We start from the raw sequence: 15468 nt of genomic DNA, 5'->3' as shown, positions 1-15468 counted from the left end.
AGCTCGCGCGGACGGCCGCCGCCGCTGCCGCCGCCCCCGCCGCCGGGGACGGTCTGGTCGTCACCCTGGACGACGCGCCCCGCGACGGCGCCGCTGGCCGGGACGCCGACGCGGGCCGGATCTACGACCAGGACCTCCAGGACGCGGTGAACGGGCTGTGGGCGGCGGGCGCCAGCGCCATCGGCGTCAACGGGCAGCGGATCACGCCGACCACCGCGATCCGGACGGCGGGCGAGGCGATCCTCGTCGACTACCGCCCGCTGCGCGGCCCGTACGAGGTGACGGCCCTCGGCGACCCCGGCCGCCTCCAGGGCGCCTTCACGGCGTCGGCCGCCGGGGAGCGGCTCCGGCGGCTGGCGGAGCGCTACGGGATCCGCTACGGCGTCCACCGCGCGGACGGGGTCCGGCTCCCCGCCGCGGCCGGGCTCCGGGTACGGTACGCCCGGCCGGGGGACGCAGCCGGGCAGTGAGAACGGATCGTGGGGGCCGGACGTGGAGATCGTGCATGAGGGCCTGCGGGCGACGACAAGCCGAGCATCGGTAGGGCGGCGCCGGGCGTCGTCCGGGCGGCGCCGGGCGCCCGCGAGGGCGCCTCGGAGGCCGGCCCGGGCGAGCGGGGCGGGGGCGACGCGGGGATGATCGCGCTGATCGGCCTCGCGATCGGGCTGGCGCTCGGCCTCCTGCTGGAGCCGACGGTGCCGCTCTGGCTCCAGCCGTACCTGCCGATCGCGATCGTGGCGGCGCTCGACGCCCTGGTCGGCGGGGGCCGGGCCCGGCTGGAGGGCATCTTCGACGAGAAGGTCTTCGTCGTCTCCTTCGTCGGCAACGCCGTCATCGCCGCGCTGATCGTCTTCCTCGGCGACCAGCTCGGCGTCGGGTCGCAGCTGTCCACCGGGGTGGTGGTCGTGCTCGGGATCCGGATCTTCTCCAACGCGGCGGCCATCCGGCGGAAGCTGTTCGGCGCGTGAGCGGGCCCGGCCAGACCCCCGAGGCCCCCGGCGACACCACCGGCGAGAGCAGCAGCGCGTCCGCCGTCCCGGATCACGCCGAGGCGCCGCGGGGCGTGGCCGGACTGCTGGACGTGCTGCGGCCCCGCGCGACGTGGGGGCAGCTCGCGGGCGGCCTGCTCTGCCTGGTGCTGGGGTTCGCCGTGGTGGCGCAGGTCCAGTCCACCAAGCGCGACACCACGTTCGCCACCGCCCGCCAGGACGAGCTGGTCGGCATCCTGTCCGATCTGGGCCAGCGGTCCGAGCGGCTGCGCGGAGACCTCCGCGACCTTGAGGAGACCAAGGCCGGCCTCCAGCAGGACGCCGAGGGCGAGGCGGCGCTGAAGGAGGCGCGCGAGCGGGCGACCGCCTACGGCCTCCTGGCGGGCACCCTCCCGGCCGAGGGACCGGGCATCGAGCTGCTGATCGGCGACCCGAAGGGCGGCGTGCGGGCGTCCCATCTCCTCGACGCCCTCCAGGAACTCCGGGACGCGGGCGCCGAGGTGATTCAGATCAACGAGGTCCGCGCCGGCGTCGACACCTACTTCCTCGACGAGCGGGGCGGCGTGCTCGTGAACGGGCGGCTCCTGCGCCCCCCGTACCGGTTCCTCGCCATCGGAGACCCGCACACGATGACGACGGCGCTCGGCATCCCGGGCGGCGTCGCCAAGACCCTGGAGGGGGCCGGAGCCACCGTCTCGATCACCCCGCGCGCGAGGATCGCCGTCCGCGCGGTACGGTCTCCGTAGAGGGAACGGGGAAATCGGAGGGGAAACGGGGGGAGCGGTAAACCGGAGGCCCGGCTCGGGCGTCGTGATCGCCCGCCGTCAGCGCGGCGGCGTAGACCTGCGATCATCGGCGAAGGTAGTTTGGGGCCGTCGGGCGCACCGCTCCGGTTGACCCCTCGGGCAGTACCCGCGTAAGTTGCGGCGACCGTCGTGTGAGCGGGCGGTGCGTTGGACCGTGGTCGGGGGCGGGTCCCCGGCGTGGGTTGGTTGATGGATGCGCGTGGCGCGCGCGGCTCCCGCGGCAGCGGGAACGTCCGCGGCGGCACGCCGATGGTAGGAGGCCGAGCCGATCGATGCCGAGCGTCTACTGCACGCAGTGCGGTCACGCCAACCCGGATGATGCCCGCTTCTGCTCGAACTGCGGCACTCCGCTCACCCGGAGTTCGCCCTCGCCCCTGCCTCCCCGCGAGTCGCCGGGCGAGTCCACTTCGACGATCTCCATCGGCGGGTTCGAGGCCCTGGACGGCGACCAGGGCGCCGAGGAGCCGGTCGGCCCCGACCAGGTCGCCGTGGAGGCGCTGCCGCCGGGCACGGCCCTGCTCGTGGTGAAGCGCGGCCCGAACGCGGGCAGCCGCTTCCTGCTCGACAAGGAGCGCACCTCGGCGGGCCGCCACCCCGAGAGCGACATCTTCCTGGACGACGTCACCGTGTCCCGGCGGCACGCCGAGTTCGCGCGCCAGGGCGCCACGTTCTCCGTCCGCGACGTGGGCAGCCTGAACGGCACCTACGTCAACCGCCAGCGCATCGACCAGGCCGGGCTGTCGGGCGGGGACGAGGTCCAGATCGGCAAGTTCCGGCTGGTGTTCCTGACCAACCCGCAGCACGGCTGACGGAGACCGGGCGCCCGGGGGCGGGCGCGGAGGGGAGCGCGGGGTCGCGGCGACGATGGGAGGGGCCATGAACGCGCAGCCAGCCCGGTCCCTGATGACGATCGGGGACGTCATCGGGCTGCTCAGGCCCGACTTCCCGGACATCACGATCTCCAAGATCAGGTTCCTGGAGTCCGAGGGCCTGGTCGAACCGCAGCGCAGCCCCTCGGGCTACCGCAAGTTCGGGGCCGCCGACGTGGAGCGGCTCCGGTACGTCCTGACCGCGCAGCGCGACCACTACATGCCGCTGCGCGTCATCAGGCAGCACCTGGAGGCCCGGGACCGCGGCGAGGCCGTCCCGCCGCTCGGCGCCCGCCGCGGCGGCTCCGGCTCCGGCCCGGGATCCGGCGCCAGCGTCGGCGCGGAGTCCGCGCAGCGCCGCCCCCGCACGCTCGTGGCGGCCGACACGACGGCCGAGGAGCCCGCGGTCCGGCTGACCCGCCGCCAGCTCCTCGACGGCGCGGGCATCGGCGAGGACCTCCTCGCCCGGCTGGAGGAGTACGGCCTCGTCCGCAGGACCGGCGCCCACTACCGGGGCGAGGCCCTCGCCGTCGCGCGGGCCGCCGCGGCGCTCGGCGAGTACGGGTTCGAGGTCCGGCACCTGCGCGCGGTGAAGGCCGCCGCCGACCGGCAGGCCGGGCTGATCGAGCAGATGGTCGCGCCCCAGCTCCGCCGCCGCAGCCCCGACGCCCACGAGCAGGCCGCCGAGACGGCCCGCGAGATCGCCGCCCTGTCGGTGCGGCTCCACGCGGCCCTCGTCTCCGCGGGCCTCCGCGAAAGCCTCGACCCCTGATCATGGGAGTCCCGGAGGTATTTGCCGCACCGGGGCGCCGCGCGCCGTCCGAGCCTGGGTGTACGTTGGCTACAGGGTTCGGTCAGGAAATCGGTCCGGTGCACGTGGTGATCGGGACAGCGAGAGCCAGCAGGGAGCCGCAGTGAAGCAGATGGAGGTCGTCGGCGTCCGGGTCGAGATGCCCTCCAATCAGCCGATCGTCCTGTTGAAGGAGTCGGAGGGCGATCGCTACCTGCCCATCTGGATCGGGGCGGTCGAGGCGACCGCGATCGCCTTCGCCCAGCAGGGGGTGCTGCCGGCCCGCCCGCTCACCCACGACCTGTTCCGCGACGTCCTGGACGCGCTGAGCGTGCAGCTCCGCACCGTGAACATCACCGCCCTGCGCGAGGGCATCTTCTTCGCCGACCTGATCTTCTCCAACGGCGTGGAGGTGAGCGCCCGGCCGTCGGACTCGATCGCCCTGGCGCTGCGCACCGGCGCCACGATCTTCGCGAGCGAGGACGTGCTGGAGGAGGCCGGGGTCGCGATCCCGGACGAGCAGGAGGACGAGGTCGAGAAGTTCCGCGAGTTCCTCGACACCATCTCCCCGGAGGACTTCGGCCGCGCCGGCTGAGCGCCTCTGGGCCGGGAACCCGGCCGGGACGCCCGTTCGAGGACCCGTCTCAGGGCTCGTTCGAGGCTCCGATCGAGCACGTCGGCTGAAATATCTCGGCGGCCCCGCGCGGCGCAGTCTCCGCTCCATCCGTCTCTTCTGTCCCTGGGGTAAGGCACCTCGAACCCCGCCGCCACCGGGCCTTTCGCGGTCCCGCCGGCCCGCCCGGAGCTTTAGTGGCATATGTCACGGCACCCCGGATGGTCCCGCGGACCCGCCACCGGTCGCGCATTGCCCTGGACCTGGCCGTTTCCGAGGGGCGACGATCGGGGTAGGAGTGCGATGGCGGCGAAGGTGCGCAGTTTGCCCACGTGAAGCCGGTTCATCCGGGCATGCGACGCGCCGACGGTGAACGTTGACCGCGCCCTGACCGGCACCTACCGTGCTGGTGGAACACCCGTGGTGTAATTCGCCAAACCCCCTTGACGAAGCGCCACGGGCTGATAGAAGCCGGAGGTCCGCGTGGCGGTGAGCAGCGGCGAGGGCAAGGCGACCCCCGAGAGGCACATGGCGTCCCGGCGTGCCGGAGAGCAGGGCCTGCTCTTCGACACCCAGGTGTCGGCGCCGCCCGAGGACGTCGGCTACCGCGGCCCGACGGCGTGCGCCGCGGCGGGGATCACCTACCGGCAGCTGGATTACTGGGCGCGCACCGCGCTGGTGGAGCCGAGCGTCCGCGCGGCCCACGGCTCGGGCAGCCAGCGCCTCTACAGCTTCCGCGACATCCTCGTCCTCAAGGTGGTCAAGCGGCTCCTCGACACCGGGGTGTCGCTCCAGCAGATCCGCACGGCGGTGACGCACCTGCGCGACCGCGGCGTGCGCGACCTGGCGCAGATCACCCTGATGAGCGACGGCGTCAGCGTGTACGAGTGCACGTCCGCCGACGAGGTCGTCGACCTGCTCCAGGGCGGGCAGGGCGTGTTCGGCATCGCGCTGGGCCGGGTGTGGCAGGAGGTGGAGGGGAGCCTGGCGGAGCTCCCCGGGGAACGCGCCGCCACCGACGCCGACCCCGCCGAGCACCCGCACGACGAGCTCGCCAACCGCCGCCGCGCGCGGCGCACCGGCTGACCCTCCGGGGTCCGCCTAGATCGCCTCTTTGCGCTGGAGGTAGGCGAACGCCGCCCATCCCGGCAGCACCGGCAGCCACAGGGTCAGCAGCCGGTACAGCAGCACCGCGGACGTCGCCGTCTCCGCCGTCAGCCCCGAGATCGTCAGCGCCAGCGTCAGCGCGCCCTCGACCGCGCCCAGGCCGCCGGGCGTCGGGGCCGCGTTGCCCAGGGCGTTCGCGGTCAGGTACACCACCACGACCGACGTCCACGGCAGCGAGCCGCCGAACGCGCGGATCGAGGCGTCCAGGCAGACCACGAACGCCAGGGTCAGCAGCAGCGTGCCGCCGAGCCCCGTGGCGAGCTTCCGCGGCGACTGGAGGACGTCCACCAGCCGCGGCACCACGCCGGAGAACAGGCTCCCGATCCGCGCCGTGACGATGCGGCGGACCTTCGGGATCGTCAGCGCGATCCCCGCGACCAGGCCGAGGACGAGGACCGCGATCACGATCGTGCGGGACGGCGCGAGGTCCCGGGTGGCGTTCGCGCTCGACCCGCTCAGGAACCCGAACAGGACCAGCAGCAGGATGTGGACGGCCATCCCGACGAGCTGGGACGCGCCGACGCTCGCGACCGCCGGGCCCGGCCGCACCCCGGAGCGCTGGAGGTAGCGGGTGTTGATCGCCACGCCGCCGACCGCGGCGGGCGCCACGAGCTTCACGAACGACGCCGCGACCTGGGCGAGGAACGTCCGCCACAGCGGCAGCCGCTCCGGGACGAACCCCATCAGCATGAACGCGGCGGCGAGGTAGGTGAGCGCCGCCGCGCCGAGCGCGACCGCGACCCACCACCAGGTCGCGGTGGACACCAGGTGCGCGATGTCCAGGCTCGCGACCTGCGGGATCACGATGTAGGCGGCGACCGACAGGGCCACGATGCTGAAGATCGTGCGGGGCCGGAAGCGCTCCAGCCGGACCGGCGCGGCCTCGGTCTCGGGCTTCAGCCGGACGATCTGCTCGCGGATCCGGGTGAGCAGGTCCTTCTGGTGGCGCAGCTCCGCGCGGGTCGCCCGCGACAGCGCCACCCGCTGCAACAGCGGGACGGCGGCGGCGAGGGCCTCCTCGCCGAGCACCTCCGCGGCGGTGCGGACGGCGCGCTCGGGCCCCGCCCGCAGCGCCAGCGTGGTGAGCAGCTGCGCCAGGTCCAGCCGCAGCGCGAGGTCGCCCGCGGCGGTCTCGCCGGAGCGCAGGTCGGTCACGTAGGCGCGGCCGTCGCCGTCCCCGACGACGACCACGCCGTCCTCCAGCCGGCGGTGCGCGAGCCGCCCGGCCTGGAGCCGCCGGAACTGCCGCCACACGTCCGTCAGCAGGTCGTCGGTGACCTCGGCGGCCGGGACGTCGCCGAGCCGGCGGCCCGGCACGTGCTCGTAGGCGAGCAGGGCCGCCTCGGTGCCGACCTCCGCCGTCCCCAGCAGCCGCGGGGTCCGGGCGCCCGCCGCGTCCACGGCGTACGCCATCAGCGACTCCTGCTCCAGCGAGCGCCGCAGCGACCGCAGCGCCTCGCCGGTGGCCGGGCCCCGCAGCCGCAGCAGCCGCCAGATCCGGTAGAGGAGCCCGGCGGTCTGCTGGTCGCGGTCCAGGACGCGGACCTCAAGGTCCCACTCGCCCCGTGCCCGCTCCGGCTCGCCGTCCCGGGCGGGACGCCGCGCGGGCTCCGCGTCCTCGCAGGCGGGGGAGGGGGCCAGCACGACGCCGTACCGGCGCGCCTCCCGGGCCCCGCCGCCCGCCGCGGCGTCGCCGAGGTGGACGGCGCGCACCGGGCGCAGCCCGAGCCGCTCCAGCGTCGCGACGACCGCGGCGCCGGACGGCCGCGGGTTCGGCGTGCCGACCGCGTACAGGGTGCCGTAGCCGATGGCGCGGCCGAGCAGGTACGTCGCGCCGAGCGCCGCCACCGAGGCGTACGCGGCGGTGAGCCCGGTCAGCGCCGCCAGCCCGATCATCGTCCAGGTCGCCGCCTGCCACCGGGCCCGCCCCGCCATCCCCACCGCGGTGACGAAGGCGATCACCGGCGCGATGTCGGTGTGCACCGGCGCGGTCGAGGTGCCGCCCCAGATCAGCGAGTCCAGGACGCCGCCGGGCGCGGACGGCACCACGAGGTCGTCCAGCCCGATCGTCACCAGGAACGCGATCGCCGCCGCCAGCAGGGCGATCGCGACGCGCGTCCCGTCCTTGTGGAACAGCCGCTCCACGGCGAACGCCACCGGGACGGCGAGGACGCCGAAGCTGGATGCCAGCGTGGCGAGCGTCAGCAGCAGCCGCGGCGCGTGGGCGGTGCCCTCCGCGATGTCGGTCTGGAGGCCGTGCGTGGTCTGCTGGGCGATCGACACCAGCAGCATTACCGCGGCCAGCAGCGCGCAGCAGACCGCGAACTTGATCCCGTCGGAGGAGCGGCGGATGCGGTCGGGCCGCGGCGGCTCGTCCACGGGCACGCCCGGGGGCGCGCCCTGCCCGGGGCGCGCCGTCCCGGTCTCGCCGGAGGTGCGCGTCACGCCGTATCGCCGCCCTGACCGTCCGCCATCGTGATCAGCGTCCCAGAACCGGCGACGCGGCGTCGAACCGGACGCCGCCTCCCGGCCGTCCGCGTCCACCGCCCGCCGAGCCTTCCCGCCGTCCCGCGGACCGTCCCGGATCCGTGGGCCGCCCTCATCCTACTGGTCGGTACACGGGCCGTGACGCTGGTCACCCGGCTCGCGCGCCGGGCCCCCGCGACGATCGTTTACGCGATCGTTGGGTAGGGTTTGACCGGACATGCCGTCGACCCTGGGCGGGAGAGTCCTCGCGCAAGCCGGCGCGGGGCGCCGAAGGGGCAACATCCCCGGAACCTCTCAGGCAAAAGGACCGCCCGGGCGAGGCACCTCTGGAAAGCAGGCGCCCTCCGGGGGAGGGCGGCTCACCGAAGGGGAAACCCCGCGCCGCGGGTGAAGCTCTCAGGTGCCGATGACAGAGGGGGAGACGGCCGCCGGCCCGCGCCGGCGGCGGCCCTGAGCGACCGCAGCAGCCAGGAGGCACTCCCCATGACCGCCCAGTTCTTCGCCCCGGTGGCCTCGCCGCAGCACCCCCGGTCCGCGTTCGCCGACCGGCACATCGGCCCGTCCTCCGACGAGCAGGCCAGGATGCTCGCCGCCATCGGCTACTCCGGCGCCGAGGCGCTCATCGACGACGCGGTCCCGGCCGGGATCCGCACCGCCCGGCCCCTCGGCCTGCCGCCCGCGCTGAGCGAGACCGCCGCGCTGGCCCGGCTGCGCGAGCTGGCCGCCCGCAACACCGTCCTCACCTCCATGATCGGCCTCGGCTACGCCGGGACGATCACCCCGCCGGTGATCCTGCGGAACGTCATGGAGAACCCGGGCTGGTACACGGCCTACACCCCGTACCAGCCGGAGATCTCGCAGGGCCGGCTGGAGGCGCTGCTCAACTTCCAGACCGTCGTCGCCGACCTCACCGGGCTGCCCGTCGCCAACGCCTCCATGCTGGACGAGGGCACCGCCGCCGCCGAGGCCATGGCCCTCGCCCACCGCGCGTCCCGCCGCAAGGAGCCCGGCACCTTCCTCGTCGACGCCGACGCGCTCCCGCAGACCATCGAGGTCGTCCGGACCCGCGCGATCCCCCTCGGCATCGAGGTCGTCACCGCCGACCTGTCCGCCGGGCTGCCCGACGGCGACTTCTTCGGCGTGCTCCTCCAGTACCCGGGCGCGTCCGGCGCCGTCCGCGACCTGGAGCCGGTCGCCGCGCAGGCCCGCGAGCGCGGCGCCAAGGTCGTCGTCGCCGCCGACCTGCTCGCCCTGACCCTGCTGCGCCCGCCGGGGGAGTGCGGCGCCGACATCGCCGTGGGCTCCGCGCAGCGCTTCGGCGTCCCGTACGGCTTCGGCGGCCCGCACGCCGGCTACATGGCCGTCGCCGAGGGCATCCAGCGGCAGCTCCCCGGACGGCTCGTCGGCGTGTCCGTCGACGCCGACGGCGCGCCCGCCTACCGGCTCGCGCTCCAGACCCGCGAGCAGCACATCCGCCGCGAGAAGGCCACCAGCAACATCTGCACCGCGCAGGTGCTGCTCGCCGTGATGGCGAGCATGTACGCCGTCTACCACGGCCCCGAGGGCCTCGCCGCGATCGCCCAGCGGGCGCACCGGCGGGCCGCCGAGATCGCCGCGGGGCTGCGCCGCGGCGGCGTCGAGGTCGTCCACGGCTCGTTCTTCGACACCGTCCTCGCCCGCGTGCCCGGCCGGGCCGCCGAGGTCGTCGCCGCCGCCCGCGAGCGCGGCATCAACCTGCGCCCGTCCGGCCCGGACGAGGTCGCCGTCGCCTGCGACGAGCGGACGCTGCCCGAGCACGTCACCGCCGTCCTGGAGTCCTTCGGCGTGCCCACGGAGGTCACCGGCGCCGAGGAGGCGTTCCCGGAGGCGCTCCGCCGCGAGAGCCCCTACCTGACCCACCCCGTGTTCCACGCGCACCGCTCCGAGACCGCGATGCTCCGCTACCTGCGGAAGCTCCAGGACAAGGACATCGCCCTCGACCGCTCGATGATCCCGCTCGGCTCCTGCACGATGAAGCTGAACGCCACCGCCGAGATGGAGCCGGTCACCTGGCCGGAGTTCGCCGACATCCACCCCTTCGCGCCCGTCGAGCAGGCCCAGGGCTACCTGGAGCTGATCGCCGAGCTGGAGGGCGCGCTCGCCGAGATCACCGGCTACGCCAAGGTGTCCGTCCAGCCGAACGCGGGCTCCCAGGGCGAGCTCGCCGGCCTGCTCGCCATCCGCGGCTACCACGAGTCCCGCGGCGAGGCGCACCGCGACGTGTGCCTGATCCCGTCGTCCGCGCACGGCACCAACGCCGCCAGCGCCGTCATGGCGGGCATGCGCGTCGTCGTCGTCAAGTGCGACGACGGCGGCAACGTCGACCTCGATGACCTGCACGCCAAGATCGCCCAGCACGGCGACCGGCTCGCCGCGATCATGGTGACGTACCCGTCCACCCACGGCGTGTTCGAGGAGGGCATCACCGACGTCTGCGCCGCCGTGCACGAGGCCGGCGGCCAGGTCTACGTCGACGGCGCCAACCTCAACGCCCTCGTCGGCCTCGCCCGTCCCGGCGAGTTCGGCTCGGACGTCTCCCACCTGAACCTGCACAAGACCTTCTGCATCCCGCACGGCGGCGGCGGCCCCGGCGTCGGCCCGATCGGCGTCCGCGAGCACCTCGCGCCGTTCCTGCCGAACCACCCCCTGCGCCCCGAGGCGGGCCCCGCCGACAGCGGCGTCGGCCCGATCTCCGCGGCCCCGTGGGGTTCGGCGGGCATCCTCCCGATCTCCTGGGCCTACATCGCCATGATGGGCCCGGACGGCCTCCGCGCCGCCACCGAGGGCGCCATCATCGGCGCGAACTACCTCGCCGCGCGCCTCGCCCCGCACTACCCGATCCTCTACACCGGCCGCAACGGCCTCGTCGCGCACGAGTGCATCGCCGACCTCCGCAAGATCACCAAGGAGACCGGCATCACCGCCGAGGACGTCGCCAAGCGCCTCATCGACTACGGCTTCCACGCCCCGACCCTCTCCTTCCCGGTCGCCGGCACCCTGATGATCGAGCCCACCGAGAGCGAGGACCTCGCCGAGCTCGACCGCTTCTGCGACGCCATGATCGCCATCCGCCGCGAGATCCAGCGGGTCGCCGACGGCGGCTACGACGCCGACGACAACCCCCTGAAGAACGCCCCCCACACCGCCGCCTCCCTGCTCACCGACGACTGGAAGCACTCCTACACCCGCGAGGAGGCCGCCTACCCCGTCCCGGCCCTCCGCGAGGCCAAGTACTGGCCGCCCGTCCGCCGCATCGACCAGGCCTACGGCGACCGCAACCTGATCTGCTCCTGCCCACCCCCGGAAGCCTTCGAGGACTAGCTGTATTTATTGCGTCGCCCTTGGCGTCAGGCCCTAGCGGGCCTTCCTTCAACGGGCGGCGCGGCGATCGCTGTATCTATTGCGTCGCCCTTGGCGTCGGGCCTTGAGGGCCCTCCTTCAACGGGCGGCGCGGCGATCGCTGCATCGCTTCGGCTCGCCTGGCGGCTCGCTGCGCGATCAGGTTCTCGCAGGCTCGAACCTGGCTTCGCACGCGATCGCGGCGTTGACGTCGGTGATCATCGAGGCCGCCGCTGTGTTTATTGCAGTGCCCTTGGTGTCGGCCCTGGCGGGCCTCCTTCGACGGGCGCTGCGGCGATCGCTGCATCGCTTCGGCTCGCCTGGCGGCTCGCTGCGCGATCAGTGCCTCGCAGGCTCGGCACTGGCTTCGCACGCGATCGCAGGGTGACGTCGGTGGTCATCGAGGTCGTCGCTTCGGCGGTGGTCTCGGTGGCGGGGTGGGTGGACTGCTTGCGATCAACACTGCTGTGGACACGAGACTTGGGGGCGGTGGGTCGCTAGGCTCTGTGCGGACCCTGACACCCCCAGAGGGCAGTGGAAGATGAGCGAGTCCGTGGACGCGGCGTCCGCATCCGACGATCCGGCGCGGTTGTGCGAGGAGGCCCGGGTCCTCGCCGAGAACGGCGGGGCCGACCGGGCCGCCCGCCTGTTCGAGCGGGTGCTCGCCCTGGGCGACACCCCGTACCGGGCGCGGGCGGCGCTCGGGCTGGCGGTCGTCCTCGACGACGCCGGTGACGTGGCCGGGGCGCGGGAGGCCGACCGGGCGGCCATCGCCACCGGCGACCCCGAGTACGGGCCGCGCGCCGCCTACCACCTGGCGCTCACGCACGAGCGCGCCGGGGAGCACGAGCAGGCGGGGCCCGCCTGGCGCGTGGTGGTCGACTTCGGCAACGACGCCTACCTGCCGCCCGCGCACCTGGCCCTCGCGCGGCTCGCCGACGACGCGGGCGACTTCGAGGCGGCGCGCGGGCACTGGGAGGCGGTCGTCGCGACGGGGGACGCCGAGTACGGGCCGCCGGCCGCGCACGACCTCGCGCAGCGGCTGCTGGAGCGCGGCGAGCCCGCCCGCGCGCAGCGGGTCCTCACCGCCGGGCTCCGGCTGATCGACCGCGCCGCCGCGCCGTACGCCTACGCGCGGCTCGCCGTCGCGCTCGGCATCTCCTACCTGGACCAGGCCATCGGGGCGTTCGGCGCGGCCCTCGACAGCGCCGGCGAGCCCGCCGACCCCGAGGTGGGGCCGCTCGCCACCGAGCTGCTCGCGCGCACCCTGCCGCTGCGCGGCCGCGGCGCCGAGGCCGGCGACGTCTGGCGGCGCGGCCTGGCCGACCCGGGTGTCGCCGGGCAGGTGCGGGCGAGGCTCCGCCGCGACTTCGGCGGCGACGACGAGGACGCCGACCCCGCCGACCTGTGGTGGGAGCCGGTCGTGGAGCAGGCCGTGTCGGACGGGACGCTGCCGGCGGTGGCGGGGGAGGCGTTCGGCGCCCTCGACCACATGTACGCGCTGCTGGCCGTCCGGTACGCCGACGACCCGGCGGAGCGGCGGCCCGGGGAGACGCACGAGCTGCTGGGCCGGGCGGTCCGCGTCCCGAGCGACTACGCCTGGGGTCCGCTGCTGCACGAGAGCTTCGCCGAGCGCCTGCGCCTGGCGATGGGCGCCCCCGCCCCCGCGCTCCCACCGGGCTGGCCCGACGCCTAGGCGCTACTCGGAGACGGCGCGTTGCGCGATCACCTTGGTGATGCGGGCGCGGACGAGGTACTCGCCGGGGACGCCGTTGCGCGCGCCGAACTCTTCCGCCCGGTCGGCGCCCATGTAGCGGGCCCCGATGGCGGTCGCCCACCTGCGGACCTCGTCGACGTCCTCGACGAGGGTGGCCTCGGCCTGGATGTGCACGTACGAGTACGGCGGCGTCTGGTCGTCCACGCACACGGACAGGCGCGGGTCGCGGCGCAGTGCGCGGCCCTTGACGCTCTCGTTGTGGGTGTTGAACAGGAGGTCGTCCCCGTCGAGGACGAACCAGATCGGCGTGACGTGCGGCGACCCGTCCTTGCGGGTGACGCCGGCCTTGCCGGTGCGGGTGCCCTCCGAGACGAAGGCCCGCCATTCGCTGTCGGTCATCTGCTCCATGGGGCAAGTCTGCCCCACGTGATCATCGCCCGGGGGAGGGGGCTACGGTGACCTGCATGGACATCGCGACCGCGCACGGGCCCGCCGAGGCCGTGCTGGACGGACCGCGGGAGCCGGGGTTCCTGCTCGTCCTGACGCACGGGTCGAACGGCGGTGTGGACGCCGCCGACCTGCTCGCGGTCCGGGACGTCGCGCTGGGGCTGGGCGGCGCCGTGGCGCGGGTGACGCAGCCGTTCCGGCTCGCGGGGCGCCGGGCGCCCGGCCCGGCGGCGAAGCAGGACGAGGCGTGGGTGGAGGCCGTGGCGGCGGTGCGGGGGCGGTTCGGGGACGTGCCGCTCGTTCAGGGCGGCCGCAGCAACGGCGCCAGGGTGGCGTGCCGGACGGCGCGCGAGGTCGGGGCGGCGGGGGTCGTCGCGCTGGCGTTCCCGCTGCACCCGCCGGGCAGGCCGGAGAAGTCGCGCGCGGACGAGCTGCGGTCGGCGGGCGTGGAGGTGCTGGTCGTCAACGGCGACCGGGACCCGTTCGGCGTGCCGGACCCGGCGGACGCGGCGGCCGTCGCGGTGCTCGCCGGAGAGCGGCACGACCTGAACAGGGCACCGGGCGCGGTGGGCGCCGCGGTGGAGCCATGGCTGCGCCGCTGGGCGGCCCGTCCGGCGCGGACGGGCCGGTGACGTCGGTCCTTCTGTGCCTTCGGGCCCGGTGCGGGCCCGAAGGCGCTGCGCAGGTGAGTGCGCCCCCGAGGATGATCACCCGTTGGAACTAGTCCCCCGTGGGAACCGGTCTACGCGGCGGACGGAGCCTTCAGGTCCGTCGGCCGGTGCGGTGCGATGATCCCCCCGTCGGGCAGCAGCTCACCGGTGTCCTCGAAGAGCACGACGCCGTTGCACAGCAGGCTCCAGCCCTGTTCGGGATGGGTGGCCAGCGTCCGCGCGGCGTCGCGGTCGGGTGCTTCGTGTGAGGGACAGGGCGGCTGGTGCGGGCACATCGGCGTGCCTCCGGTCTCAACTACTCGTCGGTCGTGTTGCTCTTGCCTTATTGACGCACCCCAGTGTGATTCGGTTCGCACGCCCCGGGCCATAGCCCGTTGGGACGGTTGTCCTTTGGTACCGGAGTACTGGTGGAATGTGACCCGCCTCACCCCGAGGTGCCAGGCATAAGGGTCCCTTACGAGCGATAACGGGCGGGGAACGACACGCCGTCGGACCGGCAAACGTTCCGCGGGGTGCGAGCGGGGTGGAGCCCGGGGCCCGCTTGTGGCCAGCCGGGTGCGATCGTTTCCCCCGGGCGCGCCGTCCCCGGCCCCTACGATGTCCCACGGAGACCAGCCTCGGCGAGGCGCTTTGGGGGTGTGGGCCGGTATGCGCGTGGCGCTGTTCGTCGCCTGCTTCGACGACGCGGTGTTCCCCGCGACCGGCAAGGCCGTCACCGCCCTGCTGGAGCGGCTCGGGCACGAGGTGCGCTACCCGCCCGGCCAGACGTGCTGCGGCCAGGTGCACTGGACGACCGGGTACCACCGGGAGGCCGCCGACCTCGCCCGCGGGTTCACCGCCGCGTTCGAGGGCCACGAGGTCGTCGTGACGCCGTCGGCGTCGTGCGCGGCCGCCGTCCGCGACGCCTACCCGCGGATCGCGCGGGCGGCCCGCGACCCCGGCCTGGCCCGCGCCGCCGAGGGCGTCGCCGTCTACGAGCTCACCGAGTTCCTGGTGGACGTGCTGGGCGTCGTCGACGTCGGCGCCTACTTCCCGCACCGCGTCACCTACCACCCGACCTGCCAGTCCGCGCGGACGCTCGGCGTCGCCGACCGGCCGCTGCGGCTCCTGCGCGCGGTGAAGGGCCTGGAGCTCGCGGAGCTGCCCGCGGCGGAGGAGTGCTGCGGCTTCGGCGGCGCGTTCGCGATGAAGAACGCCGACGTGTCGGTGGCGATGGTGGCCGACAAGGTCCGGCACGTCCGCGAGACGGGCGCCGACGTGGTGTGCGCGGTCGACAACTCCTGCCTCGCGCACATCGGCGGGGCGCTGTCGCGGCTGCGCGGCGGCGTCCGCGCCATGCACCTGGCCGAGATCCTGGCCGGGACGGAGGAGCGGTGACCCCGCCCGTTCCGGGCTCCGCCCCGGGGACGAGCCCCTCCTCCTCCCGGACGAGCGCGGCGGGGCCGGCGGGCACGGGTGCCGGGGCGCGCGAGCCCGTTCCGCTGCCGACGCCGAAGTTCGCGGCGGCCGCGCGGGGCGCGCTGGCCGACACCGG

Annotated in this window: 15 protein-coding genes and 2 riboswitches; of the genes, 12 read left to right on the top strand and 3 right to left on the bottom strand. The window is 74.7% G+C overall.

Going from position 1 to position 15468, the window contains the following annotated elements:
• From E1300_RS38830 to E1300_RS38800, 7 genes are all read left to right on the top strand, one after another.
• On the top strand, positions 1-470 hold a 470-nt coding region (locus tag E1300_RS38830), incomplete at its 5' end, for a DUF881 domain-containing protein (RefSeq protein WP_131762123.1).
• A gap of 165 nt (positions 471-635) precedes the next feature.
• Positions 636-968, top strand: a complete 333-nt coding sequence (locus E1300_RS38825) for a small basic family protein (protein WP_131762122.1) — start codon at positions 636-638, stop codon at positions 966-968.
• Entirely contained in the window at positions 965-1735 is a 771-nt protein-coding gene (locus tag E1300_RS38820) for a DUF881 domain-containing protein (RefSeq protein WP_131762121.1), read from the top strand. The genes E1300_RS38825 and E1300_RS38820 overlap by 4 nt, the downstream gene beginning before the upstream one ends.
• 332 nt (positions 1736-2067) lie before the next feature.
• Entirely contained in the window at positions 2068-2604 is a 537-nt protein-coding gene (locus E1300_RS38815) for an FHA domain-containing protein (protein ID WP_131762120.1), read from the top strand.
• A gap of 67 nt (positions 2605-2671) precedes the next feature.
• Positions 2672-3436 carry a transcriptional regulator FtsR gene (ftsR, locus tag E1300_RS38810; RefSeq protein ID WP_131762119.1) on the top strand — a complete coding sequence of 255 codons (765 nt, stop codon included), beginning with the start codon at positions 2672-2674 and terminating at the stop codon, positions 3434-3436.
• Positions 3437-3578: 142 nt separating this feature from the next.
• The gene (locus tag E1300_RS38805; RefSeq protein ID WP_131762118.1) at positions 3579-4049 is read left to right on the top strand and encodes a bifunctional nuclease family protein; all 471 of its coding nucleotides are present in this window, start codon (positions 3579-3581) and stop codon (positions 4047-4049) included.
• A 501-nt stretch (positions 4050-4550) separates the two neighbouring features.
• Positions 4551-5153: a MerR family transcriptional regulator gene (locus E1300_RS38800; RefSeq protein WP_131762117.1), complete on the top strand. Its 603-nt coding sequence runs from the start codon at positions 4551-4553 to the stop codon at positions 5151-5153.
• 15 nt (positions 5154-5168) lie between these two features.
• Here the strand turns inward: E1300_RS38800 and E1300_RS38795 are convergent, their stop codons facing one another.
• Entirely contained in the window at positions 5169-7679 is a 2511-nt protein-coding gene (locus E1300_RS38795; protein WP_207400201.1) for a lysylphosphatidylglycerol synthase transmembrane domain-containing protein, read from the bottom strand.
• 266 nt (positions 7680-7945) lie between these two features.
• A riboswitch (glycine riboswitch) is annotated at positions 7946-8041 on the top strand.
• A riboswitch (glycine riboswitch) is annotated at positions 8042-8144 on the top strand.
• Positions 8145-8204: 60 nt separating this feature from the next.
• On the opposite strand from E1300_RS38795, the gene gcvP reads away from it, so the two are divergent.
• From gcvP to E1300_RS38780, 3 genes are all read left to right on the top strand, one after another.
• On the top strand, positions 8205-11081 hold the full coding sequence (gene gcvP, locus E1300_RS38790; protein ID WP_131762115.1) for an aminomethyl-transferring glycine dehydrogenase: 2877 nt from the start codon (positions 8205-8207) through the stop codon (positions 11079-11081).
• 103 nt (positions 11082-11184) lie between these two features.
• Complete coding sequence (locus tag E1300_RS38785; protein WP_131762114.1) at positions 11185-11487, top strand: hypothetical protein; 303 nt, start codon at positions 11185-11187, stop codon at positions 11485-11487.
• 153 nt (positions 11488-11640) lie between these two features.
• Positions 11641-12795 (top strand): tetratricopeptide repeat protein, encoded by a 1155-nt coding sequence (locus E1300_RS38780; protein ID WP_131762113.1) that lies wholly within the window; start codon positions 11641-11643, stop codon positions 12793-12795.
• Positions 12796-12798: 3 nt separating this feature from the next.
• Here E1300_RS38780 and E1300_RS38775 read toward each other — a convergent pair whose 3' ends face one another.
• Positions 12799-13224, bottom strand: coding sequence for a PPOX class F420-dependent oxidoreductase (locus E1300_RS38775; RefSeq protein ID WP_131762112.1), 426 nt, complete (start codon positions 13222-13224; stop codon positions 12799-12801).
• A 56-nt stretch (positions 13225-13280) separates the two neighbouring features.
• Here E1300_RS38775 and E1300_RS38770 point away from each other — a divergent pair, with 56 nt between their 5' ends.
• On the top strand, positions 13281-13895 hold the full coding sequence (locus tag E1300_RS38770; RefSeq protein ID WP_131762111.1) for an alpha/beta hydrolase family protein: 615 nt from the start codon (positions 13281-13283) through the stop codon (positions 13893-13895).
• Positions 13896-14005: 110 nt separating this feature from the next.
• On the opposite strand, the gene E1300_RS38765 is transcribed toward E1300_RS38770, so the two are convergent.
• Entirely contained in the window at positions 14006-14209 is a 204-nt protein-coding gene (locus E1300_RS38765) for a DUF5999 family protein (protein WP_131762110.1), read from the bottom strand.
• A gap of 373 nt (positions 14210-14582) precedes the next feature.
• On the opposite strand from E1300_RS38765, the gene E1300_RS38760 reads away from it, so the two are divergent.
• Positions 14583-15311 (top strand): (Fe-S)-binding protein, encoded by a 729-nt coding sequence (locus tag E1300_RS38760; RefSeq protein ID WP_131762109.1) that lies wholly within the window; start codon positions 14583-14585, stop codon positions 15309-15311.
• The last annotated feature ends 157 nt before the right edge of the window (positions 15312-15468 follow it).

Source organism: Actinomadura fibrosa (assembly GCF_900659615.1).
Classification (GTDB): Bacteria; Actinomycetota; Actinomycetes; order Streptosporangiales; family Streptosporangiaceae; genus Spirillospora; species Spirillospora fibrosa.
The sequence above is the reverse complement of the archived record's forward strand: the minus strand, read 5'-3'. Positions and strand labels throughout refer to the sequence as shown.